General features: G+C 67.5%; 28 protein-coding genes. 13 read left to right on the top strand and 15 right to left on the bottom strand.

The window, feature by feature from the left end:
• Positions 1 to 26 precede the first annotated feature (26 nt).
• Both D7X99_RS19060 and D7X99_RS19055 read left to right on the top strand, forming a co-directional pair.
• Complete coding sequence (locus D7X99_RS19060; RefSeq protein WP_120575332.1) at positions 27 to 614, top strand: hypothetical protein; 588 nt, start codon at positions 27 to 29, stop codon at positions 612 to 614.
• Positions 615 to 936: 322 nt separating this feature from the next.
• The gene (locus tag D7X99_RS19055) at positions 937 to 1347 is read left to right on the top strand and encodes a hypothetical protein (protein ID WP_233596720.1); all 411 of its coding nucleotides are present in this window, start codon (positions 937 to 939) and stop codon (positions 1345 to 1347) included.
• A gap of 47 nt (positions 1348 to 1394) precedes the next feature.
• Here the strand turns inward: D7X99_RS19055 and D7X99_RS19050 are convergent, their stop codons facing one another.
• The 4 genes from D7X99_RS19050 to D7X99_RS19035 all read right to left on the bottom strand — a co-directional run bounded on the left by D7X99_RS19050 (position 1395) and on the right by D7X99_RS19035 (position 5303).
• Positions 1395 to 1877, bottom strand: coding sequence for a tyrosine-protein phosphatase (locus D7X99_RS19050; protein ID WP_121779016.1), 483 nt, complete (start codon positions 1875 to 1877; stop codon positions 1395 to 1397).
• Between the two features lie 42 nt (positions 1878 to 1919).
• On the bottom strand, positions 1920 to 2420 hold the full coding sequence (locus D7X99_RS19045) for a hypothetical protein (RefSeq protein WP_139919297.1): 501 nt from the start codon (positions 2418 to 2420) through the stop codon (positions 1920 to 1922).
• Positions 2421 to 2433: 13 nt separating this feature from the next.
• Positions 2434 to 4239 carry a peptidoglycan-binding protein gene (locus D7X99_RS19040; protein WP_158627033.1) on the bottom strand — a complete coding sequence of 602 codons (1806 nt, stop codon included), beginning with the start codon at positions 4237 to 4239 and terminating at the stop codon, positions 2434 to 2436.
• A gap of 218 nt (positions 4240 to 4457) precedes the next feature.
• Positions 4458 to 5303 carry a hypothetical protein gene (locus D7X99_RS19035; RefSeq protein ID WP_147476182.1) on the bottom strand — a complete coding sequence of 282 codons (846 nt, stop codon included), beginning with the start codon at positions 5301 to 5303 and terminating at the stop codon, positions 4458 to 4460.
• 165 nt (positions 5304 to 5468) lie between these two features.
• Here D7X99_RS19035 and rph point away from each other — a divergent pair, with 165 nt between their 5' ends.
• Complete coding sequence (rph, locus tag D7X99_RS19030; protein ID WP_121779013.1) at positions 5469 to 8063, top strand: rifamycin-inactivating phosphotransferase; 2595 nt, start codon at positions 5469 to 5471, stop codon at positions 8061 to 8063.
• An 11-nt stretch (positions 8064 to 8074) separates the two neighbouring features.
• On the opposite strand, the gene D7X99_RS19025 is transcribed toward rph, so the two are convergent.
• From D7X99_RS19025 to D7X99_RS19000, 6 genes are all read right to left on the bottom strand, one after another.
• A complete protein-coding gene (locus tag D7X99_RS19025; RefSeq protein ID WP_120575327.1) occupies positions 8075 to 8413 on the bottom strand; it encodes a hypothetical protein in 339 nt (112 codons plus the stop codon).
• Positions 8410 to 9246, bottom strand: coding sequence for a DUF2092 domain-containing protein (locus tag D7X99_RS19020; RefSeq protein WP_158627032.1), 837 nt, complete (start codon positions 9244 to 9246; stop codon positions 8410 to 8412). Before D7X99_RS19020 ends, D7X99_RS19025 begins: the two co-directional genes overlap by 4 nt.
• A gap of 113 nt (positions 9247 to 9359) precedes the next feature.
• A complete protein-coding gene (locus D7X99_RS19015) occupies positions 9360 to 9953 on the bottom strand; it encodes an HMA2 domain-containing protein (RefSeq protein WP_121779011.1) in 594 nt (197 codons plus the stop codon).
• A 9-nt stretch (positions 9954 to 9962) separates the two neighbouring features.
• Positions 9963 to 10202: a hypothetical protein gene (locus D7X99_RS19010; RefSeq protein WP_120575324.1), complete on the bottom strand. Its 240-nt coding sequence runs from the start codon at positions 10200 to 10202 to the stop codon at positions 9963 to 9965.
• Positions 10199 to 10552 carry a hypothetical protein gene (locus tag D7X99_RS43160; protein ID WP_199756352.1) on the bottom strand — a complete coding sequence of 118 codons (354 nt, stop codon included), beginning with the start codon at positions 10550 to 10552 and terminating at the stop codon, positions 10199 to 10201. Before D7X99_RS43160 ends, D7X99_RS19010 begins: the two co-directional genes overlap by 4 nt.
• A 167-nt stretch (positions 10553 to 10719) precedes the next feature.
• Positions 10720 to 11247, bottom strand: a complete 528-nt coding sequence (locus D7X99_RS19000; protein ID WP_147476181.1) for a hypothetical protein — start codon at positions 11245 to 11247, stop codon at positions 10720 to 10722.
• Between D7X99_RS19000 and D7X99_RS42855 the strand changes: the two genes are divergently transcribed.
• The 4 genes from D7X99_RS42855 to D7X99_RS18985 all read left to right on the top strand — a co-directional run bounded on the left by D7X99_RS42855 (position 11240) and on the right by D7X99_RS18985 (position 14490).
• Positions 11240 to 11383: a hypothetical protein gene (locus tag D7X99_RS42855; RefSeq protein ID WP_158627031.1), complete on the top strand. Its 144-nt coding sequence runs from the start codon at positions 11240 to 11242 to the stop codon at positions 11381 to 11383. The genes D7X99_RS19000 and D7X99_RS42855 overlap by 8 nt on opposite strands.
• 218 nt (positions 11384 to 11601) lie before the next feature.
• Positions 11602 to 12135 carry a hypothetical protein gene (locus tag D7X99_RS18995; RefSeq protein ID WP_121779009.1) on the top strand — a complete coding sequence of 178 codons (534 nt, stop codon included), beginning with the start codon at positions 11602 to 11604 and terminating at the stop codon, positions 12133 to 12135.
• Between the two features lie 23 nt (positions 12136 to 12158).
• A complete protein-coding gene (locus D7X99_RS18990; protein ID WP_171805212.1) occupies positions 12159 to 13175 on the top strand; it encodes a hypothetical protein in 1017 nt (338 codons plus the stop codon).
• A 1-nt stretch (position 13176) separates the two neighbouring features.
• Positions 13177 to 14490 (top strand): Dyp-type peroxidase, encoded by a 1314-nt coding sequence (locus tag D7X99_RS18985; protein WP_121779007.1) that lies wholly within the window; start codon positions 13177 to 13179, stop codon positions 14488 to 14490.
• Between the two features lie 36 nt (positions 14491 to 14526).
• On the opposite strand, the gene D7X99_RS18980 is transcribed toward D7X99_RS18985, so the two are convergent.
• Both D7X99_RS18980 and D7X99_RS18975 read right to left on the bottom strand, forming a co-directional pair.
• Complete coding sequence (locus D7X99_RS18980; protein WP_121779006.1) at positions 14527 to 15501, bottom strand: M91 family zinc metallopeptidase; 975 nt, start codon at positions 15499 to 15501, stop codon at positions 14527 to 14529.
• A 204-nt stretch (positions 15502 to 15705) separates the two neighbouring features.
• On the bottom strand, positions 15706 to 16518 hold the full coding sequence (locus tag D7X99_RS18975) for a hypothetical protein (protein WP_121779005.1): 813 nt from the start codon (positions 16516 to 16518) through the stop codon (positions 15706 to 15708).
• A gap of 140 nt (positions 16519 to 16658) precedes the next feature.
• Between D7X99_RS18975 and D7X99_RS18970 the strand changes: the two genes are divergently transcribed.
• Positions 16659 to 17480 (top strand): TIGR02452 family protein, encoded by an 822-nt coding sequence (locus tag D7X99_RS18970; protein ID WP_121779004.1) that lies wholly within the window; start codon positions 16659 to 16661, stop codon positions 17478 to 17480.
• 80 nt (positions 17481 to 17560) lie between these two features.
• Complete coding sequence (locus D7X99_RS18965) at positions 17561 to 19219, top strand: choice-of-anchor D domain-containing protein (protein ID WP_121779003.1); 1659 nt, start codon at positions 17561 to 17563, stop codon at positions 19217 to 19219.
• A gap of 10 nt (positions 19220 to 19229) precedes the next feature.
• Here D7X99_RS18965 and D7X99_RS18960 read toward each other — a convergent pair whose 3' ends face one another.
• A complete protein-coding gene (locus D7X99_RS18960; protein WP_121779002.1) occupies positions 19230 to 20123 on the bottom strand; it encodes a LysR family transcriptional regulator in 894 nt (297 codons plus the stop codon).
• On the opposite strand from D7X99_RS18960, the gene D7X99_RS44290 reads away from it, so the two are divergent.
• The 4 genes from D7X99_RS44290 (at position 20103) to D7X99_RS18940 (ending at position 22992) form a co-directional block, all read left to right on the top strand.
• Entirely contained in the window at positions 20103 to 20402 is a 300-nt protein-coding gene (locus tag D7X99_RS44290) for a tautomerase family protein (RefSeq protein WP_255429427.1), read from the top strand. The genes D7X99_RS18960 and D7X99_RS44290 overlap by 21 nt on opposite strands.
• The gene (locus tag D7X99_RS18950; RefSeq protein ID WP_121779001.1) at positions 20402 to 21154 is read left to right on the top strand and encodes an alpha/beta hydrolase; all 753 of its coding nucleotides are present in this window, start codon (positions 20402 to 20404) and stop codon (positions 21152 to 21154) included. The genes D7X99_RS44290 and D7X99_RS18950 overlap by 1 nt, the downstream gene beginning before the upstream one ends.
• A gap of 62 nt (positions 21155 to 21216) precedes the next feature.
• On the top strand, positions 21217 to 22047 hold the full coding sequence (locus D7X99_RS18945; protein ID WP_121779000.1) for a HEAT repeat domain-containing protein: 831 nt from the start codon (positions 21217 to 21219) through the stop codon (positions 22045 to 22047).
• Positions 22048 to 22206: 159 nt separating this feature from the next.
• Positions 22207 to 22992: a carbonic anhydrase gene (locus D7X99_RS18940; RefSeq protein ID WP_121778999.1), complete on the top strand. Its 786-nt coding sequence runs from the start codon at positions 22207 to 22209 to the stop codon at positions 22990 to 22992.
• 19 nt (positions 22993 to 23011) lie between these two features.
• On the opposite strand, the gene D7X99_RS18935 is transcribed toward D7X99_RS18940, so the two are convergent.
• Both D7X99_RS18935 and D7X99_RS18930 read right to left on the bottom strand, forming a co-directional pair.
• Positions 23012 to 24001: a hypothetical protein gene (locus tag D7X99_RS18935; RefSeq protein ID WP_121778998.1), complete on the bottom strand. Its 990-nt coding sequence runs from the start codon at positions 23999 to 24001 to the stop codon at positions 23012 to 23014.
• Between the two features lie 212 nt (positions 24002 to 24213).
• Positions 24214 to 24816, bottom strand: coding sequence for a TetR/AcrR family transcriptional regulator (locus tag D7X99_RS18930; protein WP_121778997.1), 603 nt, complete (start codon positions 24814 to 24816; stop codon positions 24214 to 24216).
• Positions 24817 to 24946 lie beyond the last annotated feature (130 nt).

Raw genomic sequence — 24946 nt, 5'->3', positions numbered from 1 at the left:
CCGAATCGAGCCGCGTCAGCAGATTCGTGGCCTCGCTCCTGGCGGGGCGCGAGCACGTCCCCAACCTGACGCTGCTGGGAACAGCGACGCATGGCCCGTTCCGTTTCTTCGGACTCGGGGGGAACCTGCTTCCCAATCTGCTGGGAGCTGACGCGCCCATCGACGGAGGCCGCGGGAAGATTCACGCGACGGCTCGCGACCTCTCTGCGCTGCTGGACTCGGCGCGGCCGAGGGTGCCTGGAGAGGTCCGGGTGCTCGTGACGCACGTGAGCCCAGGAAAGGCGCCGCTGGTGTCATTGCTCGCGGAGGCCCTGGATGTGGACCTCACCGTGTCAGGCCATATGGGGTCGCCCTATGGCTGTGTATGGGATGACTTCGCGATACGCGAGCCCGCCGAAGCGGAGGCCCGCCTCGCCGCCGCCGCGTCCGCGTTTCCGGAGGAGCTGAGGCAGCGGCTTCCGGCTCCAGCGGTGGGCGAGGGGAGGGCGCGTTGGTACCGGGGCACCTTCCACGTCAACCTTCCGGATGCACCGGATGGCCACGCAGTGGCGGAGTTCCGGGAAGGGCGCTTGCGATTGGAGACGGTCTCCGCCGGGTTGCCATTGCGTGGCTGAAGGGGCAGGGGGCCGGTCAGATGCTCCCCCTGCAACGTTGGTTGCCACCGGACGAAGCCGCTTCCTACCTGCGTCCATACGACGGACCGAGGACGAGGCCGCGCGGCGGTACACACCGAAGCGTGGCTGACGGCTCGGCATCGCGGTGCACACCGTGCAGCTCGCTGCACACGGAACGGCATGGTTCCCGGAGGACGCGGCCTCGGGCATGGCGGTTGCTACCGTGTGCTGTATGTCCAAACACCTCCTCATTCTTCTCTGCGTCCTCACCGCGTCCGTGGCCCGGGCGGATCCCTCGTTCCCCAAAGGCGAGACGTGGCTCATGATCGGCCCCCTGTTCAGCAGCTCTGCGCGGGGGTCGGGGCTGGGGCTGGAGGCGTCCCTCAACATCGCGGACGACATCCATGCCCTGGGCGTGTTCGGTCAGGCGCAGCGGATCGAGGATTCACATACCCGGCTGAGCGCGGGCATCCAGGGCAACTTCATGTTGCTGGGGCTGGAGCTGGGCGTGATGCACGAAACGGAGTCCCGGACGCACGTAGCCACCACGGGGCTCCAGATCGCGCCCTACTTCTCCTTCATCTACGGCTCGTTGGGCCTGCGCCTGGGCATCCCGCTTTTCGCCACGGAGGACCAACGGCCCCGGTATGGCTTCGAAGGGGCCGTCGTCCTGAGCCTGAAGCTTCCCGTGCTGTTGGGCGGCACCAGCGTCGCTGCCTTCCCCCATCTGTGAGCCTGATGTGGCCGGCTCCGCGCTACTCCAGCTCCTCGAGTCTGGCCTCACCCAGAAGTGCAGGACCAGGGCTCTACCATCGCATCCCCCCAGGCCAGGCGGTCTGGGCCTACGCCCTCCGCGGTGACCTGACGCAACTCTGCGAGCCTGGCGCGCGCAGCGTCGGCGCTCAGTCCGAGCTGTCGCAAGAGCGCGTAGCCGAACATGCCCGTGCGGTGAATCCCCGCCGAGCAGTGGATGACCAGCTTGCCGCCACCCTCGACGATGGCGCTCAGTTGGCGCAACACCTGCCTGAGCTCCTGGGTCCGCTCAGGGGCCGGGACCGCTCCGCCGTGAAACGGAACCCAAATCCAACCGAGGCCCGCTCGGGTCGCGGCCTCGCCAAGCTGGCGTGCGCCCTCGGTCTCCGCAAGCAGGGTGACGACGTGAGTCACCCCTTCGGCACGCAGCGTGGAGAAGTCCTTGAGCTTGGGGCGATGTGTCAGCGAGATCGCACCGCCGCCAATGGAGACAAGGTGGACATCACTCATGGGGCAGTCCTCGTCACCGGGTGCCGGAGAAGGGCCTTGGCGCTACTCCAGCTCCGAATATGCCTCGTCTAGACCCTCAAGGCTTTCGGCCACATCCTTCGCAGGGCATTTGGGGAGGTGGTCCACCAGCTTGATGACCAGCTCGTCCACCACCTCAAGGCTGACCTCACCCAGCTCGGTTTCACCCGCCTCAACGAATTTCGTAGGCGCCCAGTCCAGGTAGATTCGAACCCGCTCGCCGTCGGCCTTCTCCAGCACGAGCCGCGCGGCATCGTCAGGATGCTGATAGACCCACTTCTTCTCGGAGGATTCGAGCCAGGGAAACACACTGGACCACGCCATCGCGAAGTCGACTCCTGGCACGACGAACAAGGACTTGCTGAAGTCACCCGACTCCGCAGCCGTCACATCCCCAAAGGCATTGGGATGGGAATTCGTACCGAAGAAGATGGCTGTCTGGAAAAGATGGTACCCCACCAGCAAGTCGTCGGCTTCGGACGAGGTGCTTCGCTTGAGCTCCTCGTCAGACAGTACGCACTTCATCCACATGGTGTCCTCACGGAGGAGCAGGGAAGGAGGTGATTATAGCGCCGTCATCGCTAATGGCGACCAGAATGGAGTGAACGGGTTGGCCATCGGGGGTGAATCCCACGGAGTAGGGATACGTCTTCTGCACGCAAAACGAACCGTCAAGACGGACTTTCGTGCCCCACTTGTAGTTGGGACCTATTGTTCCCGTGCGGGCTGAGTCGATGATGGCTTCGAAGATGTCGAAAGATGCCTTGAATTTGCTTTTGCCAGGTTTCGGCGAGTTCGGTCCATGTCCGCCGCCCCACTTGTCGCCATGGATGATGTGATGCAAGCGCTTTCGCGACATTGCCGGAAACCTCCGGAGTCTGTTCGCACGACGTATGTCGACGGGGTTGGCTTGTGTCAGTCTCGAAAGACGAGCCTTCTTATTCGCCTGATGTTCCTGGAGGCGAGCCTTCCCTAATTGGACGCGAGTGTTCTTTAGTTTCGTACGCAGTAATGCTCGGCGTGTCCGAGCCTGAGCCAGCTTCGAGGGATGAAGCCGTGACCAGAAGGATTTCACCTTCCCCTGTGCCTTCACCGCGGAACGGACCCCTGACTTCTTAGCCGCCTGGATCGCCTTGTCCAGGGGCTTCGTGAGGTCTTTCGCCTTCTCCGCGAGCTTCACGAACTTGGGGAATTTCGAGAGGAGCTTGCCAAGCTTTCCCGCCTTGCCTGCCCACTTCACAATGGCGGCTCCCGCAGTAGCAACCGCCAACACGATCTCGACGATGACGTACCCGATCAGCCAGCCCCGGAAATGCTCACGGCGAAGGAGATTTGGATCGTTCCAGCGGTTGGAGAGAGCCTGGATGCCTGCCTCGGTCAGCGTCTTCAGGTTCAACGATGCCGCCAGATCCCACAGGCCCTTCAAGTCCGATAGGATCTCGCCGCTCAGCAAGCTGTAGACGAGCTTCCATACCAACTCCAGCAGATCAATGAGCCCTGTGAGGAGATCCCAGACGGATTCGAGCGCGCCGTGAATCAGGCCCGCGGAAAAGGCCAGATTCCCCAGGTAGGCGTTCCCAACGTTCGTGGCGACAGCTTTGACGTCCTGCCACAGTTCATACGAGATGGAGCCTGAGCCCACCTTGCCTCGCAGGCTCTTGGCGAACTCCATGCTCGGAATCCAGATGAGGTAGCCTTCACGCGTCTGGGTCTTGTCCCAGGCCGCGTCCTCGGTCGGGTTGTAGATTCCGCGGAGCCCCTGGCCCCGATTCGCCTCGACAAGGACATTGGCATAGTAGCGCTCGTCCTGTCCCCATTTGATGGCGGACCCCTTGTAGTGCTGCTTGACGATGGCCAGCGCGCCTTCGCTCTTCTTGATCTTGTAAAGGACGGAGCCGGGGTCGGGTGGGTTGATGCTGATGTATTTCTTGTAGACGAAGCCAGAGTTTCCATCCGCGAGCGTCACGAAGTACCAGTCGCCCGCAAGCTCACGGCTTACGAGAACGCGTGTGTTGAAAGCGAGTTTCTTCTTGAACGTGCCGGTCGGATCGGGCTGGGCTCGAAGGTTCACGCCAGCGCTGTTGGACACCAGGCCGACACTGTAGACCCCTATACCCATCTCGAACGGAAAGCCCTTGGGGCTGTTGGCGTTGCCAATTGTTGAGGCAGGAGCGGAGAGGGTGCTCAGGGCCGCCCAGGTCGAGGGGCCCACGATCCCGTCCGGGCTCAGCTTCCTGTCGAACTGGAACTGTCTGACGGCATAGGCTGTGTCCGTTCCAAAGCAACCATCGATGGGCCTCTTATAGAGTCCAGCCAGCCGGAGATGATTCTGGAGGTTGGCCACCGCGGACCCCGTAGAGCCCAATTGAAGCAAATCCTCGGAAACCTCGAAGCTTCCTGTGGGTTGGCCCATCTCCACCCCCTGACCTGAAGTCGCGGCGTGTGTGAGCTTTAACTGTATGAAGGCGCATCAATGCGAACGAAGAACCCGGGGAGAGGGATTGGGTCTTGTCGCGCAGTGCCCTGGCGCGTTGGGTGAGGCAGGACCTCCGATGAGTCTTTTCAGAGAGCCTTGACGTAGCCGGAGACCTTCGGATTGCAGGCTCCGACCTTCTTCAGCGCGGCCTCGGCTGCTTTCTTCTCCGCGTGGATGCTCGTCACGATGAACAGCCCCGGCGTCAGGCGCTTGTGCGGCGTGCTTTCGAGGACCAGGAAGCCGCTCGCGCAGGCTTGAGCCAGCTGCGCACTGGCGCGCGCTGCGATGGCCTCCTGGACCGTCTTGAAGCTTCCGATGATGGCCGCGTAGCGCGCGGGCCGGTTCCGGAGCTCCTTCACCACTTTGCGGCCAGCGGCATCCCAGCGGTAGGCATCGAGCTTCCACTCATCGGGCTCGGCGGAGAGAAACGCATACTCCCTGTAGAAGCCCTCGACCGGTGAGCCCGGCGTCAGCGGATACGGGCCGACGTGCGAGCTTTCCGGACCCGCGAAGTTCTCATCCCCGTTCCAGGCTTCCGCCACCCCGCCGTCCTTGACCACGTAGAGACGGTGGTGGCGATGGACGTGTTCGAACCCGCCCTGCTGGGTGGCGAGGAGTCCCCACTTCTCGGCCTCCAGTCGTACCGGTTGGACGGAGGTCGTGACGTTCTGTTCCTCCTCGCCGGAGGTCCAGCTCTCGGAGGACTCGGCTTGAATCCCGTACGCCATGCCGGAGGGCAGCTTCGCCTTTCGCCTCCCGCCAGCCGCGTCACTCAACTCGAGCTCGAGCTGGCAGGTGTCGCCCGCCTTGTGGCAGCCCGTCGCGCGCAGGACGAACATCGCCCCGGTCGTCTCGCTCGCCTTGAAGCGCTTGAGCTCCTGTGCCGCGGGCTCGGCGCTGACCGCCCGCGGAACGCTCGCGCCCAGGAGCATGATGAACACCGAACCCAGCGCGGACCGACTTCCAAAACCCATCTCTCCTGCCTCCCTGATTGCGACCTCAGTGTCCTCCGCCAGAGAGTTTCACGCCGCCGGTCGGGCCTCCAGGGGGCACCCAAGGAGTACAGTGCCGCCCTTTCGCGAGAGGGAGGGGAGCGCATGGGCTGCTACGTGTTGGGTCTCCAGGAGATCGACCAGACGCAGGTCGCGGTCGTGGGCGGCAAGGGCGCGCATCTGGGAGAGCTTTCGCGGATCGACGGCATCCGCGTGCCGGCTGGCTTCTGTGTGACGACGGACGCCTTCCAGCGGATCCTGGCGGAAGCGCCGTCCATCGACGAGCAGCTCCAGCAGCTGTCGCGCCTGAAGCCGGACGACCGAGAGCAGATCCGCGCCCTCAGCGCGGAGGTCCGCCGGACGCTCGAAGAGACCCCCATCCCCGACGAATTGGCTGCGGCGATCACCCACGCGCTCGCCCGGCTCGGCGAGCACGCCGCCTGCGCAGTGCGTTCAAGCGCGACAGCGGAGGACCTGCCCACGGCTTCCTTTGCGGGCCAGCAGGACACGTACCTGAACATCGTGGGGACGGCGGCGATCCTCCAGCACGTCAGCCGGTGCTGGGCCTCGCTCTTCACCGAGCGGGCTGTCATCTACCGCCTGCGGAACGGCTTCGACCACCGCAAGGTCCGCATGGCGGTGGTCGTGCAACAGATGGTCTTCCCGCAGGCGGCCGGCATCCTGTTCACGGCCGACCCCATCAGCTCCCACCGGAAGGTCTCCTCGGTGGAGGCCAGCTTCGGCCTCGGCGAGGCCCTGGTCTCCGGACTGGTGAACGCGGACTCCTACAAGGTGCGGGACGGTGAGGTCATCGCCAAGACGGTCGCCACCAAGCAACTGGCCATCCACGCATTGCCGGCAGGCGGGACTCAGGAACAGGCGATTGCTCCGGACCGGCAGCAGCAGCCCGCGCTGACGGATGAGCAGGTCGTGCGGCTCGCCCAGTTGGGCCGGCGGATCGAAGCGCACTTCGGCCGCCCCCAGGACATCGAATGGTGCCGGGTCGATGACGCGTTCTTCTTCGTCCAGAGCCGGCCCATCACCACGCTGTTCCCCATCCCCGTGGCCAGCGACTCGGAGAACCACGTCTACGTCTCCGTCGGTCATCAGCAGATGATGACCGACGCCATGAAGCCCCTGGGGCTCTCCCTGTTCCAGCTGACGGCCTTGCGGCCGATGTTCGAGGCCGGCGGGAGGTTGTTCGTCGACGTCACCCAGCTCCTGGCATCGCCAGCGGGCCGCGCGGTCCTCGTGGAGGGCCTGGGGAAATCCGATCCGTTGATCAGGGATGCGCTGCAGACCCTCCTCGGACGTGGCGACTTCATCCGGCCGCTCCCGGACGCGAGTCCCGTCAGGCCCCCTGCTGGCGGCGCACCCGCCCCGATTGAAACCGATCCGGCCATCGTCGACGAACTGATTGGCCGCAATCAGGCCTCCATCGCCGCCTTGAAGCGCGACATCCAGACGAAGTCCGGGGCGGCGCTGATCGACTTCATCCTGACGGACATCCAGGAGCTGAAGCGGCTCCTGTTCGAGCCGCGAAGCCATCAGGTCATCATGGCCGGGATGGAGGCCACCTGGTGGCTCAACGATCAGCTGCAGGCGTGGCTGGGCGAGAAGAACGCCGCCGACACGCTCACGCAGTCCGTCCCCAACAACGTCACGTCGGAGATGGGGCTGGCGCTCCTGGAGGTCGCGGACGTGATCCGCCCGCATCCGGACGTGGTGGCCTTCCTGCGCCAGGTCGAGGACGAGGGATTCCTGGACGCGATGGACACGCTCGCTGGCGGCCGGGAAGCGCGAGACGCCATCCGCGCCTGGCTCGACAAGTACGGCATGCGCTGCGCCGGCGAGATCGACATCACGAAGCCGCGCTGGAGCGAACGGCCTTCCACGCTCGTGCCCATTCTCCTGGGCAACATCCAGAACTTCGAGCCGGGTGCCGGCGCGCGGCGCTTCGAGCAGGGACGTCAGCAGGCCTGGAAGAAGGAACAGGAGGTGCTGGAGCGCCTGCGGGCCTTGCCGGACGGAGAGGGGAAGGCCGAAGAGACAAAGCGGATGATCGACCGGGTCCGGACCTTCATGGGGTACCGGGAGTATCCGAAGTACGGCATCGTCAACCGATACCTCGTCTACAAGCAGGCCCTGCTGGAAGAAGCCGAGCGCCTCGTGAAGGCCCAGGTGCTTCGCGAGAAGGAAGACATCTTCTACCTCACGCTCCAGGAACTCCACGACGTCGTGCGCACGAACCATGTGGATGAGCTGCTCATCCGTCAGCGCAAGGACGCGTTCAGGTCGTATCAATCACTGACACCGCCCCGGGTGCTCACGTCGGAGGGCGAGGTCATCGCCGGGGCATACCGACGCGATGACCTGCCGGCCGGCGCGCTGGTCGGCCTGGCGGTTTCCGCCGGGACCATCGAGGGGCGGGCCCGCGTCATCCTGGACATGGCGGAGGCCAGGCTCGAAGCGGGCGACATCCTGGTCACCTCCTTCACGGACCCGAGCTGGACGCCCTTGTTCGTGTCCATCAAGGGCCTGGTGACGGAGGTCGGCGGCCTGATGACCCACGGCGCGGTGATCGCACGGGAGTACGGCTTGCCAGCCGTCGTGGGCGTGCAGCAGGCCACCCGGCTCATCCGGGACGGGCAGCGGATCCGTGTGCATGGGACGGACGGCTACGTCGAGCTCCTGTCATAGCCAGACAGGGACTACTCGGCGACGTACACGAGGGTGTCCCCCTGGTAGAAGGGACGGTAGCGGACGCCGCCGCACTGCTGGTAGGCGACGCCGCCCACCGTCGAGGCCGCGCAGCCCGCGGGGAGCGACGTGACGGTTTGCGCGCCCACCGGCGCCGCCACCACGGCCGTGTTGTTGCCGGAGTAGGCGTCCTGACGGGTGGCCGTGCGTCGCGAGGTGCGCCGCGCCACCCGGCGCGACGTGCCGTAGTTCTGGGCCAGGGCCACCTCCGGGAGCACCTCTCCCAGGAAGAAGAGCCCCAGCAACATCGCCGCCGCCCGCTGGCGGGGCTTGCGCGTGTGCGTCGTCATTTCGAGCCTCCTTGCTGCGCTCCGCCCTTCGAGTCCGGTGCGAGGAACGACACGCGCGCGGCATCACGTGGGGGCGTGAACTGGAACTGGTCCGGGGTGAGCTTGGGCGACAGGTTCCACTCGGACAGGGTCACCGAGTACTGCGGTGCTCCCGGCAGGTCCCGCGAGGTGATGACGTACTTGAGCGGCAGGGGCCGCGGGCCGTCCTCGACCCACAGTTCCCAGTCCACGCCGTCGCGGTTGCGGAACGCCAGGTGGTTCACGGGCACGCCGTTCACCTTGGCGCAGCCGAGGTATTTCCCCGAGCGCACGTCCTCGGTGAGCGCGGTGTAGGGATTGCTGACGAGCAGGTCACCCCCGGGCGCATCCAACCCGAGCTTCTGCGAAGCCATGTCCAACGTGGCATCCAGGGTGGAAGGGGCGGGCGTCGTCGCATAGGCGTTGGCCTGCTCGCCGTGGACGCTGAGTCGCTGGCCGTCATAGAAGAGGTGGAGTCTGGCCAGGTCTCCAGCGCGGTCCACGCGGAGCCGGTTGGGCCGCTGCAGGCGCACGTCGCCCGCGCGCTGCAGTTGGACTTTCTGCCCCGAGTCGAGCACTTCATCGAGCGTCCCCTCGGTGCGGACGGAGAACTCGCGCTGCTCGGCCAGGAAGTCGCTCATCTGGCGCAGGATGCGCTGGGCCTGGGGATCGATCCTGGCATCGGACTCGGTGCGCTCGGCGGTTGCCTGCTCCTGCTGTGCGCCCGCGAGCAGGGGTGTTGTCCCCAGGAGAAGGGCGAGCAGGGGCCCGCACCACCTCTTCCTCAACCTCGCGCTGCTACCTGTGTCTGTCATGAACCCCTCCAGTCCCCAGGACGTTGGGGACATGGCCGTGGGGCTCAAAGGCTCACCGGTTCAACCGCCGCGCTGTCTGGTGCCTTGCAAAAGGCCGCCACCGCGGACCGACATCAGTGGGCGACCTTGCCAGGTGGGGGCGCGTCGCCGTTGTTGTGGCGCACGTGGGCGGAGGTGTTCCGGATGGCCAACTCCTCCATGGTGGCGAAGGTGCGGAAGGCCCACCAGCCCAGACTGAACCACGGAGGGGAGTCGAGCTTTCCTTTGACGGCGATATCCACCGCGCCCGCCGCCGCGAAGCCCAGCGCCGCCAGAGCGCCCAGGTCCACGTGGCCCTCGGTGGCGCGTAGCACCTCCACGTTGAGTCCCTTGATGAACAAGGTGGCCGCTCGCGCCACGCCGCTGCCCTTCTCGAGGGACCGCAGCAGGGCGTCCCCGTCGGGCAGTTCCTCTCCAGGGCGCACCACCGTGTCCACTCCGGTGCTCCGGCACACCTCCTCTATCAGGCGCTCGACGCCCATTTCCTCGGGGTCGTGCATGCACAGCACGCTGCCGGTGAAGGGCCGCACCTGCACTTCGTTGATGCCCTCCACCCGCAGCAGGTCGTCCGCCAGCGACGCAGCCTCCTTCCCGTCGCGCCGCAACCACGGCAGCCGCAGGCGGGTGCGTCCCGGTGACGTGTGGATGACGTGGATGCTCTTCGTCATGTGCGCTCCCTAGGCCCTGGCCTCGTCCGTGGGCCGCGTGCGGCCGCCTCCGCGAGCCCGCGCTTTCGCCTCCGCCATCAGGTCCTCGACGTCCTCGTGCTTCATCGCGACGCGCGCGAGCACCAGGTCGACGAAGTGGTAGGCCGAGGTGGCCACCTCCACGAGGAGCGGCCGCAGATGCTTGGTCATCAGCACGGTGCTCGCGCCCGCGCCGTAGCCCATGAGAAAGGAGGGAAGGTCGAACTTCATGAAGGTGTCTCCAGTGAAGAGGTTGTGTTTGTGACCCGCCGCGCTCGTCGCACCACCCGAGCGCCCCACGCGGGCGTCGCGCCCACCCGTGCCGGTAGGAACAGTCCCGCGGCCAGCCCGCCGAACGTCAGCGGGGCCTGCGGCGCGTAGCGCACCCGCAACCGTCCCGTGCGGGGTTCCGCGCGCACGTCCACGACGCCGGGCCAGGTGGCGAAGGTTCGCTCCATCCGCCTGCAGAGGGAGGTGTTCCACCGCGGGTCGGGGACCTCCAGGCGCAGCTTGCGCGCCGCGGTCGAGTGGCGCACCGCCCTTGCGGGCGCGCACTGCCCATCCATGAGGAACACCATCATTCGCGACCCCCCACCCGGGGTTCCGAACGTGGGGATGGCGGCCCGCCGGAACAACACGACCCGGCGGGCCGGCGAAGGCCGCGGGGGTGACACCCGCGCGCTGGCTGTTTCACCGGTCAACACCCACTCCACCCTCAGGGCGGCGTGGGCCCGCGTTGAGGGCATGCTCAACCGGAGCGGCGGCGCCGCGACTTCGCTCGGCGATGCGGCGGCTTCTCGCGCTGCTGCGCCTTGGGGGCCTCGGGCGTCCGGGCGAGGTGGAGCATCTGGTAGAGGCTCAGCAGCATCATCGTCACCGCGCGGGACGCGTCCGGGGCAGGCGACGCTTCAGCCGGCGCGTCCTTCGGGACAAAGGGAAGCCAGGACTCCTCCAGCCGGATCCGGAGCTGGAGTCGCTCCCCGGAGATGCGCAGCCGCTGAAGCTTCGCACCGGGCGGAAGGCGCACCGCCTCCTGGGCCCGGTCCTGTGTCAGCGTCGCGAGCCGCGGGTGCCGCTTCGCCTTCACGCGCAGCCGGGCCTCCAGGAACAGGGTGTCGTACTCCTTGGCCTTCTTGCGACGCCAGGGTGCGTTGGGTCCAGGGACGCTGATCTTGTTCCTGCGGCGCTCCACCGCGCTCAGTCGCAGGTGCGCGCCATCCGCCAGTCGCGTCTCCCGCGTGAGCCACGGATCCAGCACATCCGGCCCTATGGCCACACCGCCGTCCGGAGCGCTGTCCACCCCGCGCTACAACCAGGCGACCACCGCGCTGACCACGGGCGACATCCTGGTCGCGGGCGGCTACCTGAGCCCCAGCGCGCTCAATCCCTCGGTGGAGCTGTACCGCCCGTGAGGTGGAGCGGGGACTCACCTCCACCTTCAACGGGGCGGTGAGTCCTCCTTCCTGTTTCACTGGTGCTGAGCCGTCAGAAGGGCGCCCCGGGGCACGCCCGGCGACGGTGGGGCTGCGCGGAGCGCTCGAAACGCAGCCTGGTCGCCGGAAGTCGGCGGTACTTGCATGCGCCAGGCCCCGTCGCGAGCTTGAAACGTGAGCGTCAAAGGAGCTTCGCGATGGAACTCACACCTCAGGCCATGGCCATCCCCAAATCGACCGAGCACCTCGAGAAGGGGAAGTACGGCCCCATCTTTCCGAAGACTCCCGCATGTTACGGCTTCACCATCGTCGCCAACGTCAAGCCGGGGCGCGCCGAGACGCTGCGCGGCTACGGCCAGCGATTGGCCGAATCCCTCAAGTCCGAGCCCCACCTCCTCGCGCCGCTCAAGCTCCACTACCTGCGCTGGGTGCTCTTCGATAACGACACCCGGTTCATGTATCAGGGCATCTTCGATACCGATTTCGACAAATACACCGAAGACGCGGTCGTCATCTTCACGCGCTCCGGAATCAACACGGCCTTCGAGAACCTCGAGGGCTTCCCCATGGACTGGAAGACCAACACGCAGGCGTTCATCCAGTTCCTCCGGGACCACCAGTGCAACAGCTTCCTCGAATACGGCGAATACCCGTACTTCAGCAGCGATGAGATCAAGAAGGCCCTGAAGCTCAAGGCCGCGTTCACCGAGATGCTCGAGCAGATGCAATAGGACCGCAGCGAGAAGGGCCTGTCATGAGCAAGACGCCCGCACGGACGTACAACCAGAACCACGCACCGAGGAGATATTCGAAGGGGCATCGGCGCGTCAGCGTCTACACGTCCTGGAGCTACCCCGGAGAGGCCAATCGGGATCCGACCGGAATGGACAACCGGTTCTCCACGATGACCGAGGTCCGCCGGGTGCTCTGGCCCACCTACGAGTCCCCGCAGTGGGCGGATCCGCGGAGCTTCCAGCAGGGAATCTCCGGCTCGCTGGAGCTCTTCTTCTGGGCCTGGGTGCGGTTCCAGAAGGTCGTCGAGGAGACCACCGGGTACGGAGTCCCCATGTTCCAGCGGGTCGATCAGGCGGGCTTCTTCCTGCCGCTCGACGAGCGGGTCCTCGCCGACGCGGACACGCTGCTCGTCTTCAGCCTGGACCACGACGTCACCGAGCAGGTGGCCGCGACGGAGGAGATTGAAGCGGTTCGCGCGTTCCTCGCGCGCGAAGGCACCTGTCTGGTGATAGGCCCCCACCACGACGTCGGGCGCTCACCGGACATGCAGGAGCGCGCCCTCGAGTACGCCCATCATGGCGACGCGCTGGTGCCGCGCCAGCAGCGCTTTGGCAACTATGCGCGCTCGTTGATGCAGGGGCTGGGAATCCCCGTCGAGAATCGCTGGGGCCTCCGCCCCGCCGTCGTCGAGGGAACGAACCGGAGCGTCCCCCTGACGGTGCGCGAGGACCTGGACACCCGCGGCTGGCTCAACGGGGTCCAGAACTTCAACTTCCACCTGCACCTGCCGCACTACGCGGTCACGACGGACGATACCCGGTCGGTCCGCGTCCTGGCGAAGCAGCCCATTGATCTGACCCGGCCCCATCCCTTCACGAACGCGGGGAACACCGAGTTCAACGCCCTGGTGTGGATGCCGCCTGGCGATGGCAGGGCCGGCGACGTGCTGGTGGCGGACTCCACCATCTTCAGCACCCTGTTCGGGGCGGACGAGAGCCTCGAGCGCTTCTGGAAGAACCTGGCCACCGGCCGCTGACATGCTCGAACTGGACGACATCCAGAGCGGAGTGCTTCGGCCCCGGCCCACGCCGTACGTCGCGACCTACATCCTCCTCCGCATCGACGACCGGAGGGCAGGGCGGGAGCTGATGCGCCGGCTCGGCTCGGTGGTGTCCTCGGCCGCGCATCCGGAGCGCTCGGCCGCCCAATGCTGGGTCAGCGTCTCGCTCACGTATGCCGGGCTCGAGGCGCTGGGCGTGCCCCGGGACTCCCTGGACAGCTTCGCGTGGGAGTTCCGGCAGGGGATGGCGGCCCGGGCGAGGGCGCTGGGGGACGAAGGGGAGAGCAGCCCCGAACATTGGGAATCGCCGCTGGGAACCCCAGACGTCCATGTCGTGCTGACGGCGCTCGCACCGGACCAGGCCCGGCTCGACGCCGCGCTGGAGCGCGCGGGTGGGGCCCTGCGCGAGCTGGGCGGCGTCCAGGCCCTCTGGCGTCAGGACTGCCACGCGCTCAGTACGGAGCGGGAGCCGTTCGGGTTCAGGGATGGCATCAGCCATCCGGCCGTCGAGGGGAGCGGCATCCCGGGAAGCAACCCTCACGAGGCGCCGCTCAAGGCAGGTGAGTTCGTCCTGGGCTACCCCGATGAGACAGGCAACCCGCCACCCATGCCCCAGCCCGACGTCCTGGGCCGCAATGGGACGTACATCGTCTTCCGCAAGCTCCATCAGCGGGTGGCGGCGTTCCGGCAATACCTGAAGCAAAGCGCGAGCAGTCCCGGGGACGAGGAGCTGCTGGCGGCGAAGATGATGGGGAGGTGGCGCACCGGCGCGCCATTGGCGCTGTGCCCGCACCACGACGATCCCGCCCTGGGCGCCGACCCCCGGCGCAACAATGACTTCCACTACGCGGATGACCCGACCGGCTACAAGACACCTCCCGGGTCGCACGCCCGGCGCGCGAACCCCCGTGACGCGTCCGTCGCTGGAGTGGTCAGACTTCACCGGATGATCCGGCGCGGAACCGCCTACGGGCCCGAGCTTCCCGAAGGCGTCCTCGAGGATGACGGCGCCGAGCGAGGTTTGATGTTCGCCTTCATCGGCTCGCACCTCGGACGGCAGTTCGAGTTCGTGCAATCGGAGTGGATCAACGGCGGTGAGTTCCTGGGGCTGGGTGAGGCGAAGGATCCCCTCGTTGGCGCCAACGAGGGGACCGGCGAGTTCTCCTACCCGAGGCGGCCCATCCCCCGGTGCCTGAAAGGTTTGTCGCGGTTCGTGGTCACCCGCGGAGGCGAGTACGGCTTCATGCCCGGCCTGCGCGCCCTGCGGTGGCTGGCGGACCTCCGGACCTGAACGCCCCCACGGGCGGGGGCAGCGGCCCCCGGTGCATCACTTCTCCAGGTCGCCGACGATCTTCTGGAAGGGCGTCGGCTGGCCGGACACCCTCTGGAAGAAGTTCCGGGCGTCGGTGCCCTCGTCGTAGTTCTTGAAGGCCACGTCGTTGCTGTTCTTCCCGTCGGGCTTCAGGCCCGAGTAGTCCTGGCGGGACGGCAGGCCGTGCTCGGCGCGGATGGCGTTCTCGGTCGGGTTGTTCTTCGTGTGCGGCGTGGGGCGCAGGCCAACGGTCTCGAACTCCTCCGTGAGGCGGAGGCGGTTGTCGACGGTGTCCTTCATGTTGGCCGAGTGCGACGGGTGCTGCTTGAAGACGTCCGCGTTGCTGTGCTTGCTGGCGGCCAGGGGGCTCACCTGGACACCGTTGGACGCGCGCCAGGCGTGGACCGACTCGTGGCCCAGGCTGTTGAAGCGCTGGCCGCCGCCGTTCTCGTTGTACTTGACGTCGCTGGCCGTGCCGGCGCCGGGCTGGCCGTCGAAGCGGTACGCCGGGCGGGTGGACGACAGGGTGCCGTCGTTGCGGGGCACATGCGAGTTGGGCAGCGCCGAGTTGCGGCCCGAGTAGATGTCCATCGACGTCAGCGGCTTGCTCTGCGTGCCCGTGGCACCGGGGTTCACGGCCTGGGTGCGGCCGTTGATGTCGTTCAGCATCTGGTTGCCCACGGGCTTGCTCGTGAGGCGGTTGGTGGAGGTGCGCACGTCCTGCGTGAAGTCCGCGAACTGCGCGCCGGACTGGCCGCTGTCACGGCGGGTCCGGATGCCCTGGAGCTTCGGGTCCACCACGCCGTAGTCGGTGGGCTTGAGGTTGTTCTTGCCCGCCTGCAGCTCCGCGGGCGACGCCACCGGCTTCGGCTTCGCGGTCTCGGGCTTCGCCGGCAGGCTGTCGCTGCGGGGGCGCGAGGTGGAGGGGGAGGGAGAGCTGGAGCCGAACGACGAAGAGGGCTTGGAGAACGAAGAGGAGCGCAGCTTCATGGGAGGGCCTCGGGAGTGGAGTGCAGCGACGGACCACCCCTACTGCACCCCGCGTGCCCACCGTTTCACGGCCCCGGGTTCCGCCGGCCCTTCCTGATTCCAGGGGGTTACGTCGAAGCCACAGGCCTTCCCGGAGGCGGCCCTGGTGACTGGAGTCGGGGGCCTGATGTCTCCAGACATCAGGCCCCGGGTCGCTGCTTCAGCCTACTGGCACCACGCTGGATACGACGGAGTGATGACGGTCCGCCCCGACTCCGTGATGGTCAGGATGGAACCCTCCGTGGCGCCAGTCACGGCCTTCGCCGTGGCGGTAAAGCCAGTCGTTCCGTTCAGCGTGACCTTGTAGATGAACCGGCAGCCTGCCACCCAGGACGCGTCCGGGACGGCGGCGCGAGTGCCATTCGAGCACCCCTCCGGCACGAAGCCGATCAGCGGCAGGTTGGTGGAGTACTGGTCCCTCTCCGCGAAGTACGACTGCTCCACCACGTGGATGTAGCCCATGTTGAGCCGCGCCTCCCGCAGCTGGGCCTCGCAGGTGAAGGATTGCGGCGACTGACACTCCGCGGAGTCCACGTAGCGGCGCACCCCCTGGCGCTCCAGCCAGAAGAGGCGGCCGGAGACGGGGTGGGTGCCAATCTGGAGGGTGATGCCCGCGGACGCCGTCCCCGCCACGCCCTGCGCCACCGCCGTGAAGCCCGGCGAGGGATGCGGCGTGATGCCCGTGACCTTGTAGGAGAAGTTGCACCCGGACACCCAACCCGCTCCCGGCACCGGGGCGCGGCTGCCGTTCGGACACGCCGCGGGTGCGAAGCCGGCGCTGGCGAGGTTCAGGGTGAAGACATCATACGTCGCGAAATACCCGTACTCCGCCGCGTAGATCGACCGCATCTCGCGGATGGCCTCGCATTCCACCGTGCCGCAGTCCACCGGCGTCCCCACGTCCGCCCAGGCGGTCGCGGACACTCCAGTCATTCCCAGGCACAGCACGGACAGCCACTGCTTCAGGTTCGGCTTCATGAGGCGTGAGCTCCTTCTCGGGAAAAAGTCGCGCCTTGGACACGCACGCCCTGTCACCGGTTCCGTTCGACGGTCGCATGTCAGGTCCAGGTGGCAATCTTCGTGTTATGTGCACACTAAGTGGATTGAGGGAGAAGGACATGTCGCTGAAGGGGATCGCGCAGGAGACGGTGGGAATCGTGGAGCGGGGCGAGTACGTGGCGCCGTCCGGGCGGCCCGTGCTGTTCCGGGAGCAGGTGGAGCAAGCCCTGCGCGGGACGGTGCTCTACCGGCCCGGAGACTTCGCGCGGCTGCCCCGGCCCGAGCCTCGCGCGGGAGGCTCCGCGCCGCGCATCCAGGTCACGTCAGAGAAGACCGGTGCCGCTGCGCGCCGCTGCGTGGAGGTGGAAGGCGTGGCGGATGTCGTCGCGCTCAACTTCGCGTCCGCGAAGAATCCAGGCGGTGGCTTCCTGGGCGGAGCGAAGGCCCAGGAAGAGGACCTGGCGCGCTGCTCGGCGCTCTACCCGTGCCTGCTCACGCAGCGCGAGTACTACGACGCCAACCGCGCGCAGTCCTCGCCGCTGTACACGGACCACGTCATCTATTCGCCCCAGGTGCCCTTCTTCCGCGACGAGGGACTCACGCTGCTGGAGAAGCCCTTCAGCGTGTCCCTCATCACCGCGCCCGCGCCGAACGCCGGTTCGGCCGAGCGGAATGCGCCGCACCTGTTGCCCCGCATGGGCGAGGCGCTGCACGCGCGGGCCCTCAAGGTGCTCCAGGTGGCGGCGCACCACGGTCACCGCACGCTGGTGCTTGGCGCATGGGGCTGCGGCGCCTTCCGGAACAATCCCCACGACGCGGCGGATGCCTTTGCCCGTGCCCTGGAAGCGTTCCCAGACGTCTTCGAGCGGGTGGTGTTCGCGGTGTGGGAGCGAGGAGGGGACGGGCCCAACCTGCGAGCCTTCCGTGAGCGGTTCGCCTGACGCGACGACTTCGTGCGAGTCGTTGCTCCGCTGAGCCGGCTTGTCACGATGTCTGGGAGTTGACTAGAAGTCCGCCCCCTATGTTCCGAAAGTCTTTGTCCCTCGTGCTCCTCCTTGGCGCGCCCATCTTCTTCGGCGCGTGCTCCGACGAGCCCGCCGCCGCGCTCGTCATCGACCGGAAGTCGTTCGACTTCGGGGATGTGGAGGTGGGGAAGTCCCCCGGCGAGCAGCTCTTCACGGTGCGCAACGCTTCGCCACACGACGTGGAGTCGGTGTCGGTGTCCGTCGAGGGCTCCGAGTTCTTCGCCATCACCTCCAACACCTGCGAGAAGTACCTGGCCGCGGGCATGGAGTGCGAAGTGCGCGTGCGGTTCGCACCCCTCCTGGGCGGCACGTACTCCGCGCGTCTCAAGGTGACAGGGGCGGCCTCGGTGACGCCGACGGAGCTCCAGGGCACCAGCTTCGCGTGGGTGGACGTGACCTCCATGCCGCCGGGCACCCGCGTCGTGGCGGGAGATGACTCCTTCACGTGTACCCAGCCGTGCAGGTACCCGGTGCGCACGGCGGAGCTGACCTTGTACTTCGGCCCGGAAGGGCTCCCGACGTGGAGCAAGGCCTGCGCCAGTGCGCCCCGCGGAGGTTGTCTGCTCCGCCTGGATGCGTCGAAGTCCGTCGCCCTGGATGCGTGGTTGCCCCTCTATCGGTGGGAGGTGCTGCGCAGCCACCCGCTCGTGACGGTGGCGCCGCTGCCCGATGACAACATCGTCGTGCAAGACGTCCTGAGCGTGACGTCGCTGGACAGCATGGGACAGGAGCGCTGGTCGTTGCCCCTCTCCGCGACCTCGAAGCTGGTCGTCACCAGCGACTGGAACATCTCATTGCTGCGCTACGACGGGATGGTGACCCAGTACGACAGCGACGGGCGGGTGCGGTGGACCTACAAGCCGCTGGAGTTCTCGAGCGCGGAGCACATGGTGGCGGACGTCTTCGGTAACACCTACGTGCTGCTGACGCAGGGGACCCATGACACCACGGTGGTAATGAAGGTCATCGCCCTGTCGCGCGAGGGCATCGAGCGGTGGAGCACCGTCATCAGTGAAGCGCAGATCAACTATCCCTTTGGCCTGGGGGTCGTGGGGGATGGGAGCTACGTCTACGTGGGGGCCAGCGCGTACACTCGGAGCTCCAATGGGCAGGACACGGTGTTCGTGAAGAGCTACGTCCGGAAGCTCACCCCCGCTGGGGCCTCGCTATGGACGAAGGTGGGTAGCTGGAGCGGCGTGTCCTTCAACCACTCGGGTGAGATGATCTCCGTCAACAGCATCTACTCACCGCCAGGCGGCGTTGTGGCCGCGTGGGCTGACGCCGACGGTGACGTGCTGTGGAACACGCAGACGCCAGCAGAACGGGGGCCAGGCGTGGTCGACACGTTCGCTTTCCCCACCAACGTCAACATCGCCCCCAGGCTGCTCCTCGGCGGGCACGAGCTTCTCTCCGGCACCGACATCTACGCCTACGGCCGGGGCTGGTTCGCCGATATGGGCGACAGGTCGAAGCTGGCTGCGGGACGCATCACGTACATCGACTCGCCGAATGGCAATGGGGCCTGGGTCAGCAGCCTTGCCTATACGTACCTCGCTCGTCATTTGGTGGTGGGCGGCGGCTTCGGCAGCGCCGCGAACCCGACGGGGGGCTTCATCCGCCTGTACGACCCCCGCACGCTCACGATGGACCGGTGACGCCTCCGGTTCAGCTGGGACTGGGGGGCGCGGAGAGGGGCCGCGCCTGGAGGAAGTCGATGAGGAAGTCGCGGAAGGCGGACACCTTCCGCGGCACGTGCTGGGCGCGGGGGTGGAGCATGGTCAGGGACGTGGTGGACAGCGTGTAGCGCGGCATCACGCGGACCAGCTGCCCGGAGGTCACGTCCGCCAGGGCGAGGAAGGAGGGGAGCAGCGCGATGCCCGCGCCCGCCTTGGCCGCTTCGCGCAGGAAGAGCATGTCGTCCGCGAGGACGTGCGCATGCTTCTCGGACAGGCCCAGCGCTCCCAGGTGCTTGAGGCCCCGGTACGCGACGAAGTCATGGGAGGCCAGGTCCTCCGTCGCGCGCGGCACGCCCCTGCGCGCCAGGTACGAGGGCGAGGCGAAGAGCTGCACATCGATGGCGCCCAGCCGTCGCATCCGCAGCGACGAATCCGGGAGCTTCGTGCCGGACGCTCGCAGCGCGATGTCGAACCCCTCCGCGACCATGTCCACGCTCCGGTTTGTCAGCCGGCAGTCGATGCGCACCTGGGGATAGCGGGCGACGAACCGCGCGATGACCTCCGGGAGGAGGGTGACCCCCAGGTCGTGCGGCGCGGTGAGCCGCAGCTCGCCGGAGGGTTCCTCGGTGCGCTCCGGCAGGGTCCCCACCGCGTTGCTCAGCGACGCGAGCAGTGACGCCGTCCTCTCGTAGAGCGCGAGCCCGGCGGTGCTCAGTGACACGCGCCGGGTGGTGCGGTGCAACAGCTGCGTGCCCAGCGAGTCCTCCAGCCGCACGAGTCCCCGGCTGACGGACGACTTGGGCAGGCCCAGGCGCAGGGCGGCCTCCGTGAAGCTGCCCGTCTCCGCGACGGCCACGAAGAGGTGGAGGAGGTTCAGGTCCATTGTTGCTCTCGTGGAACGGTCAATTGCGATGGGCGTCCTGGGCGCAACCATGCAACAACTGCTACAGGCATTCCAGGAGGTCCGGCCTTGCCCATCATCGACGTCACCCTCATCGACGGCCGGCCTCCAGCGCTCAAGGCGGAGTTCATCCGCGAACTGACGGACGCCGCCGAGCGGGTGCTCGGAGTGCCCCGTGCCAGCATCCGCGTCCTGCTGCGCGAGCTGCCGCCGGAGAACTGGGGTGTCGGTGGCGAGCCCAAATCCCAGGCGCCCCGCTGATGCACGCCCACGCCGTCGCGGCGCTGCTGGTCGCCCTCCTGGCGGGCTGTAACCGAACGCCCGCGTCCCCACCGGAGCCCCCTGCCATGACGGATGCCCCCAAGCCCACCGCGCGCGTGCTCTCGCTCCCGCCCGTCTCCGGCCGCACGAAGCTGCTGGTGGTGTTGCTGCACGGCGTGGGGGCGAGCGCGGACTCGTTCCTGCCCATCGCGCGGGCGCTTGCCCCGGCCGTGCCGGACGCGGAGTTCGTGGTGCTGGACGGGCTGCACCCCTTCGACGGCGGGACCCAGGGGCGGCAGTGGTTCAGCCTGCAGGGCATCACCGAACAGAACCGTCCCGCGCGTGTGCGGCAGGCCGGCGCGGAGGTGTCCGCGTGGCTGGACGGCGCGCTCAAGGAGCGGGGCCTGGGGCCGGAGCGGGTGGTGCTGCTGGGCTTCTCCCAGGGTGCCATCCTGGCCCAGTGGCTCGCGCTCCACCGTCAGCCGGCGCCGCTGGCCGTGGTGTCGCTGTCCGGGCGGCTCGCGGTGGATGCGCCCGCGGTCCCGGGGTCGACCTCCGTGCCCGTCCTGCTGGTGCACGGGGCGAGGGATCCGGTCATCCCCGCGCGGTTCTCCGAGGAGGCCGCCCGGGAGCTCGAGGCGCGCGGAGCCCGGGTCCGCCTGCGGCTGTTCCCCACGCTCGCGCACGGCGTGGACGCGGCGGTGCTCGAAGAGGTCCAGCGGTTCCTGACAGACACCCTGCCTCCTGACTGAAGTCAGACAGGGCAGGGGCAGAGCCTGGGATGACACGGGCGTCCGGCGCTACGCTGCCCGGCATGGATTCCCCGCCCGAAGCCGACCTCTCCACCGACGCGCTGTTCGCCCACACGCTCCAGGGCGGCGAGGAGGACGAGGGCGCGTGGCGGGCCATCTGGCAGCTGCACCACCGGGGTGGGGAAGAGGTCTTCCAGCGGGCCGCGGCCTGGCTCCAGTCCTCCTCTCCGAAGGAGCGGGGACGCGGTGCGAACGTCCTGGCGCAGCTGGATTTCCGGCACCGGTCCCCGGAGCTCGTTGCCCGGTTCACGGACGCGCTCCTGCCGGCGCTCGCGAAGGAACAGGACGCGGCCGTGCTGGAGGCGATGGCCGCCGCCCTGGGCCACCTGGGGGATCCGCGCGGGGTGCCCGCGCTCCTTCCCCTGAAGGACCACCCGGACCCCCACGTCCGCTTCGGCGTCGTCATGGGGCTGGCGAGCCACCGGGACGCCCAGGCGCTCCAGGCATTGATCCACCTCTCCCGCGACGCTGACGACGTCGTGCGCGAGTGGGCCACGTTCACGCTCGGCTCCCAGGCGCGGGAGGTGGACACGCCGGAGCTGCGCGAGGCGCTGGTGGACCGGCTCTCCGAGCCCCACGTCAAGATTCGCGGGGAGGCGCTCCTGGGACTGGCCTTGCGCAAGGACGCGCGTGTCCTCGAGCCGCTGCGACGCGCGCTGGAGGGGCCCGTGGTCACCACGCTGGACGTGGAGGCGGCCCAGGCGCTGGAGGATGTCTCGCTGCTCCCCCTGCTGCTGGCGCACCGTGAAGCCTTCGACGAGGAGGACGAGGAGCACGCGTTCCGCGCGGTCCTCTTCGAGGCCATCCACGCCCTGGAGTCGCTTCCCCGGTGACGGCCGTCACGGTTTCGTGACAAAGCGGACTAGCTTGAAATAATTAGAAATCTGCACATCTCCGAGTCTCCAGTTATAGGGCGCACCGCGGTGCATTCCGGGTCCAATGCCGGGGTGCTCCTGCTTGTGATTGACGCCTGTATCCAAGGACTCCACACCATGATGCTCTCCCGCACCGACTCCGTGCGTGCCCTTCGGGGCGCGTTGCTGTCCTCCCTGTTGCTCGCCTCGAATGCCTTCGCCTCCGACGATGCGCACTGGGGCTACGACCAGACCCTGAGCCCGGAGCACTGGGGCGAGTTGCCGGGCGACGCCATCTGCGCGCAGGGCGTGGCGCAGTCGCCCATCGCGCTGGTGACCACGGAAACTGCCCACCCGCGCCTGGACGCTCCCAGCTTCCACTACGCCACCAGCCGCGTGCGCATGCTCAACACGGGGCACACGGTGCAGTTCACCTACGACAATGGCAGCACCGTCCGGGTGGGCGGCAACGAGTACAAGCTGGCGCAGTTCCACTTCCACACGCCCAGCGAGCACACGAAGGACGGCGTGGAGTACCCGCTCGAGCTGCACCTGGTGCACACGGACGCGAATGGAACGCCCGCGCTGGTCGTGGGAGTCCTCATCGAGGAAGGCGCGGTGAACGCGGCGCTGTTCACGGCCTTCCGGCACCTGCCCCGGCACATGGGAGAGGAGAGCGCGCCCGCGGGGGCGCTCCTCAACGCGAGCGCGCTGCTGCCGCGCGACAAGGCGTTCTTCCAGTACGCGGGTTCTCTGACGACGCCCCCGTGCACCCAGGGGCTCCAGTGGTACGTGATGAAGCAGCCCATCCAGATGTCCGATGCGCAGATCGCCGCATTCGAGCGGCTGCCGCACCTCAACCCGAACAACCGCCCCCTGCAGCCGCTGAACGGGCGCACGGTCAGCGCGCACTCCGGGCGCTGAAGGCCAGTCGCGCTTCCTGTCATTCAGGAGGTGAGCCGCCGCGCATCGCGCCGGTGTCCGGGGCGGTGGGATGCGGCGGACGCCAGCTCAACATCATGCGCAGGTAGGGCGCGGGCTTCGTCGAGACCGAGAAACTGGAGGCAATGCGCTTCCGGTCCTCGTCGAGCAGGGCGTAGTCGTTCATGAAGTCGACGCCCACGGATGAGCTCAGCCACAGGTCGCCCCTGCTCATCCGGACATTCAGCGTGGGCCCGAAGCGCAGGGACGTCTCACGCGCGAACAGGGAGGTGGGCAGGGGGCTGCCTTCCGGGGAGTGGACGCGGAAGACCTGGACGTCGAGTGCGCCCGTGATGCCCCACTCGAGTCCACTGCCCACCTTCATGAGCATCGCGGCCCGGGGAAAGCCCAGCTCCAGGACGTACGGGTCCTTGTGGTAGGCGAAGCCCACCAGGGGGAAGACGGGCGTCAGGGTGAATGGATATTGCGAGGCCAGGCCCAGGGTCAGGGTCGTTCGCGGGTCTCCTCCGATGAAGTAGTTCGCCATGAAGAAGGCGGACCAGGAGGTGTCGGTCGCGAGGTTGAAGGACTTCGAGAAGTCCGTGCTGGCGGTTCCGGAGGCTCCCACCAACACCAGCCACCGGGGTGTCACCGGCCGTACCAGCGTCAGACCCAGCTGGAAGTTCTGGAGCGTCCCGCCCAGCTCTCCCGCCGTCGAGTTGAGCAGCCGGCCCCGCCGCTGCATTCCCATCCACTCCGTGCTGAAACCCAGCAGTGGAACGAGGCGCGTCTGGCCCAGGGAGAAGGAGGGAAGCATCGGGCGCACGTCGAGTTGGAGGTGCCCATCCAGTTTCTCCCCCTGCAAGCCGATCCGCGTGCCGCGCTTGAAGGTGAAGCCCACGGAGGCGCGGTCAGCCGACGTCTGCGCGTCCGCGGCGCGAGCGGACAGGAAGACGGCGGTGATGAGAAGAAGGGTAGTCCCTGTGCCACGGCTTTTCCGGGCGGGCTTCACAGGAGGTTTTCCCCGACGGGGGGAAGTCCGGGGCGGGCGCTCTTTTCCCTCCGCACGCCGTTCCTTTGGGGGCAGCCCGGGTGGCAACAGCATGAGCAGGTAGAGCGTGAAGAACATGGCGGACCGCCTCCAGTGCCTGGCTTCGCGGGGTTGTTATTGATTTTCTACTCACTAATTGGGCGTGCGGAAGGGATTAGACGGCTTGCGAACGGTCAGCCGCGTTGGGCTCCCTGCATCAGCAGGTCGAGGAGCGTTCGGACGAAGACGGGCGCGGTGGGGTGTTTGAAGGGCGCAGTGGGGGTGCGGAAGAGCTGTCCCACGACGTAGTCCTTGATGCCGCCGAGGAAGGCATAGGTGAAGACCTCGGGGTCGATGGCTCGGAGGCGGCCACGCGAGATCTCTCCTCGGAGATAGGCGGCGAGGAACTCGAAGTAGGGTTCTCGTGGGTGCGCGTTGTGCTCGGGGCCGCCGGGTTCGCGGTGCGTGCCGGGGTTGCTCATCGCGAGCATGGACAGGGGGATCTGCACCCGGAGGATTCCCACGAGCGCGACCCCCGCATCCTGGAGGTTCTCGACCACCGGCCCCACGCCGATGCGCTCCGCGAGCCCTGTGACTTCGGGGGGCGCGGTGAGCTCCAGGTTGAGCGCGGCGCGGAACAGCCCCTCCTTGGTCTTGAACCGGCGGAAGATGATGCCCTCGGACACCCGCGCCCGCTCGGCGACCATCGCGGAGGTGGCGCGCACCCCATGCGCCAGGAAGACCTCTCGCGCGGCGTCGAGGATGTCTTCGTCACGAATGGAGATGGGGCGGGCCATGTCTTTATCGAGCGCGTACTCAACAATCTGATAGTACGCGGCTCCCCGGAGTGTCAAGCGCACGGGCCCGGCTGAGCGCCCGGCTGCCTCAGGGGTCGCACGACCTCGCCGGTGGACGGAACTTCTCGCG

It is taken from the genome of Corallococcus sp. AB032C, assembly GCF_003668935.1.
Taxonomy (GTDB): Bacteria; Myxococcota; Myxococcia; order Myxococcales; family Myxococcaceae; genus Corallococcus; species Corallococcus exiguus.
The sequence above is the reverse complement of the archived record's forward strand: the minus strand, read 5'-3'. Positions and strand labels throughout refer to the sequence as shown.

What these genes read in the sequence shown, in the direction of transcription:
- D7X99_RS19055 (WP_233596720.1), top strand. Translation starts at nt 937, where the DNA reads ATGATCGGCCCCCTGTTCAGCAGCTCTGCGCGGGGGTCGGGGCTGGGG.
- D7X99_RS19050 (WP_121779016.1), bottom strand. Translation starts at nt 1,877, where the DNA reads ATGAGTGATGTCCACCTTGTCTCCATTGGCGGCGGTGCGATCTCGCTG.
- D7X99_RS19045 (WP_139919297.1), bottom strand. Translation starts at nt 2,420, where the DNA reads ATGAAGTGCGTACTGTCTGACGAGGAGCTCAAGCGAAGCACCTCGTCC.
- D7X99_RS19035 (WP_147476182.1), bottom strand. Translation starts at nt 5,303, where the DNA reads ATGCTCCTGGGCGCGAGCGTTCCGCGGGCGGTCAGCGCCGAGCCCGCG.
- rph (WP_121779013.1), top strand. Translation starts at nt 5,469, where the DNA reads ATGGGCTGCTACGTGTTGGGTCTCCAGGAGATCGACCAGACGCAGGTC.
- D7X99_RS19025 (WP_120575327.1), bottom strand. Translation starts at nt 8,413, where the DNA reads ATGACGACGCACACGCGCAAGCCCCGCCAGCGGGCGGCGGCGATGTTG.
- D7X99_RS19020 (WP_158627032.1), bottom strand. Translation starts at nt 9,246, where the DNA reads ATGACAGACACAGGTAGCAGCGCGAGGTTGAGGAAGAGGTGGTGCGGG.
- D7X99_RS19015 (WP_121779011.1), bottom strand. Translation starts at nt 9,953, where the DNA reads ATGACGAAGAGCATCCACGTCATCCACACGTCACCGGGACGCACCCGC.
- D7X99_RS19010 (WP_120575324.1), bottom strand. Translation starts at nt 10,202, where the DNA reads ATGAAGTTCGACCTTCCCTCCTTTCTCATGGGCTACGGCGCGGGCGCG.
- D7X99_RS43160 (WP_199756352.1), bottom strand. Translation starts at nt 10,552, where the DNA reads ATGATGGTGTTCCTCATGGATGGGCAGTGCGCGCCCGCAAGGGCGGTG.
- D7X99_RS42855 (WP_158627031.1), top strand. Translation starts at nt 11,240, where the DNA reads ATGGCCACACCGCCGTCCGGAGCGCTGTCCACCCCGCGCTACAACCAG.
- D7X99_RS18995 (WP_121779009.1), top strand. Translation starts at nt 11,602, where the DNA reads ATGGAACTCACACCTCAGGCCATGGCCATCCCCAAATCGACCGAGCAC.
- D7X99_RS18990 (WP_171805212.1), top strand. Translation starts at nt 12,159, where the DNA reads ATGAGCAAGACGCCCGCACGGACGTACAACCAGAACCACGCACCGAGG.
- D7X99_RS18985 (WP_121779007.1), top strand. Translation starts at nt 13,177, where the DNA reads ATGCTCGAACTGGACGACATCCAGAGCGGAGTGCTTCGGCCCCGGCCC.
- D7X99_RS18980 (WP_121779006.1), bottom strand. Translation starts at nt 15,501, where the DNA reads ATGAAGCTGCGCTCCTCTTCGTTCTCCAAGCCCTCTTCGTCGTTCGGC.
- D7X99_RS18975 (WP_121779005.1), bottom strand. Translation starts at nt 16,518, where the DNA reads ATGAAGCCGAACCTGAAGCAGTGGCTGTCCGTGCTGTGCCTGGGAATG.
- D7X99_RS18970 (WP_121779004.1), top strand. Translation starts at nt 16,659, where the DNA reads ATGTCGCTGAAGGGGATCGCGCAGGAGACGGTGGGAATCGTGGAGCGG.
- D7X99_RS18965 (WP_121779003.1), top strand. Translation starts at nt 17,561, where the DNA reads ATGTTCCGAAAGTCTTTGTCCCTCGTGCTCCTCCTTGGCGCGCCCATC.
- D7X99_RS18960 (WP_121779002.1), bottom strand. Translation starts at nt 20,123, where the DNA reads ATGGACCTGAACCTCCTCCACCTCTTCGTGGCCGTCGCGGAGACGGGC.
- D7X99_RS18950 (WP_121779001.1), top strand. Translation starts at nt 20,402, where the DNA reads ATGCACGCCCACGCCGTCGCGGCGCTGCTGGTCGCCCTCCTGGCGGGC.
- D7X99_RS18945 (WP_121779000.1), top strand. Translation starts at nt 21,217, where the DNA reads ATGGATTCCCCGCCCGAAGCCGACCTCTCCACCGACGCGCTGTTCGCC.
- D7X99_RS18940 (WP_121778999.1), top strand. Translation starts at nt 22,207, where the DNA reads ATGATGCTCTCCCGCACCGACTCCGTGCGTGCCCTTCGGGGCGCGTTG.
- D7X99_RS18930 (WP_121778997.1), bottom strand. Translation starts at nt 24,816, where the DNA reads ATGGCCCGCCCCATCTCCATTCGTGACGAAGACATCCTCGACGCCGCG.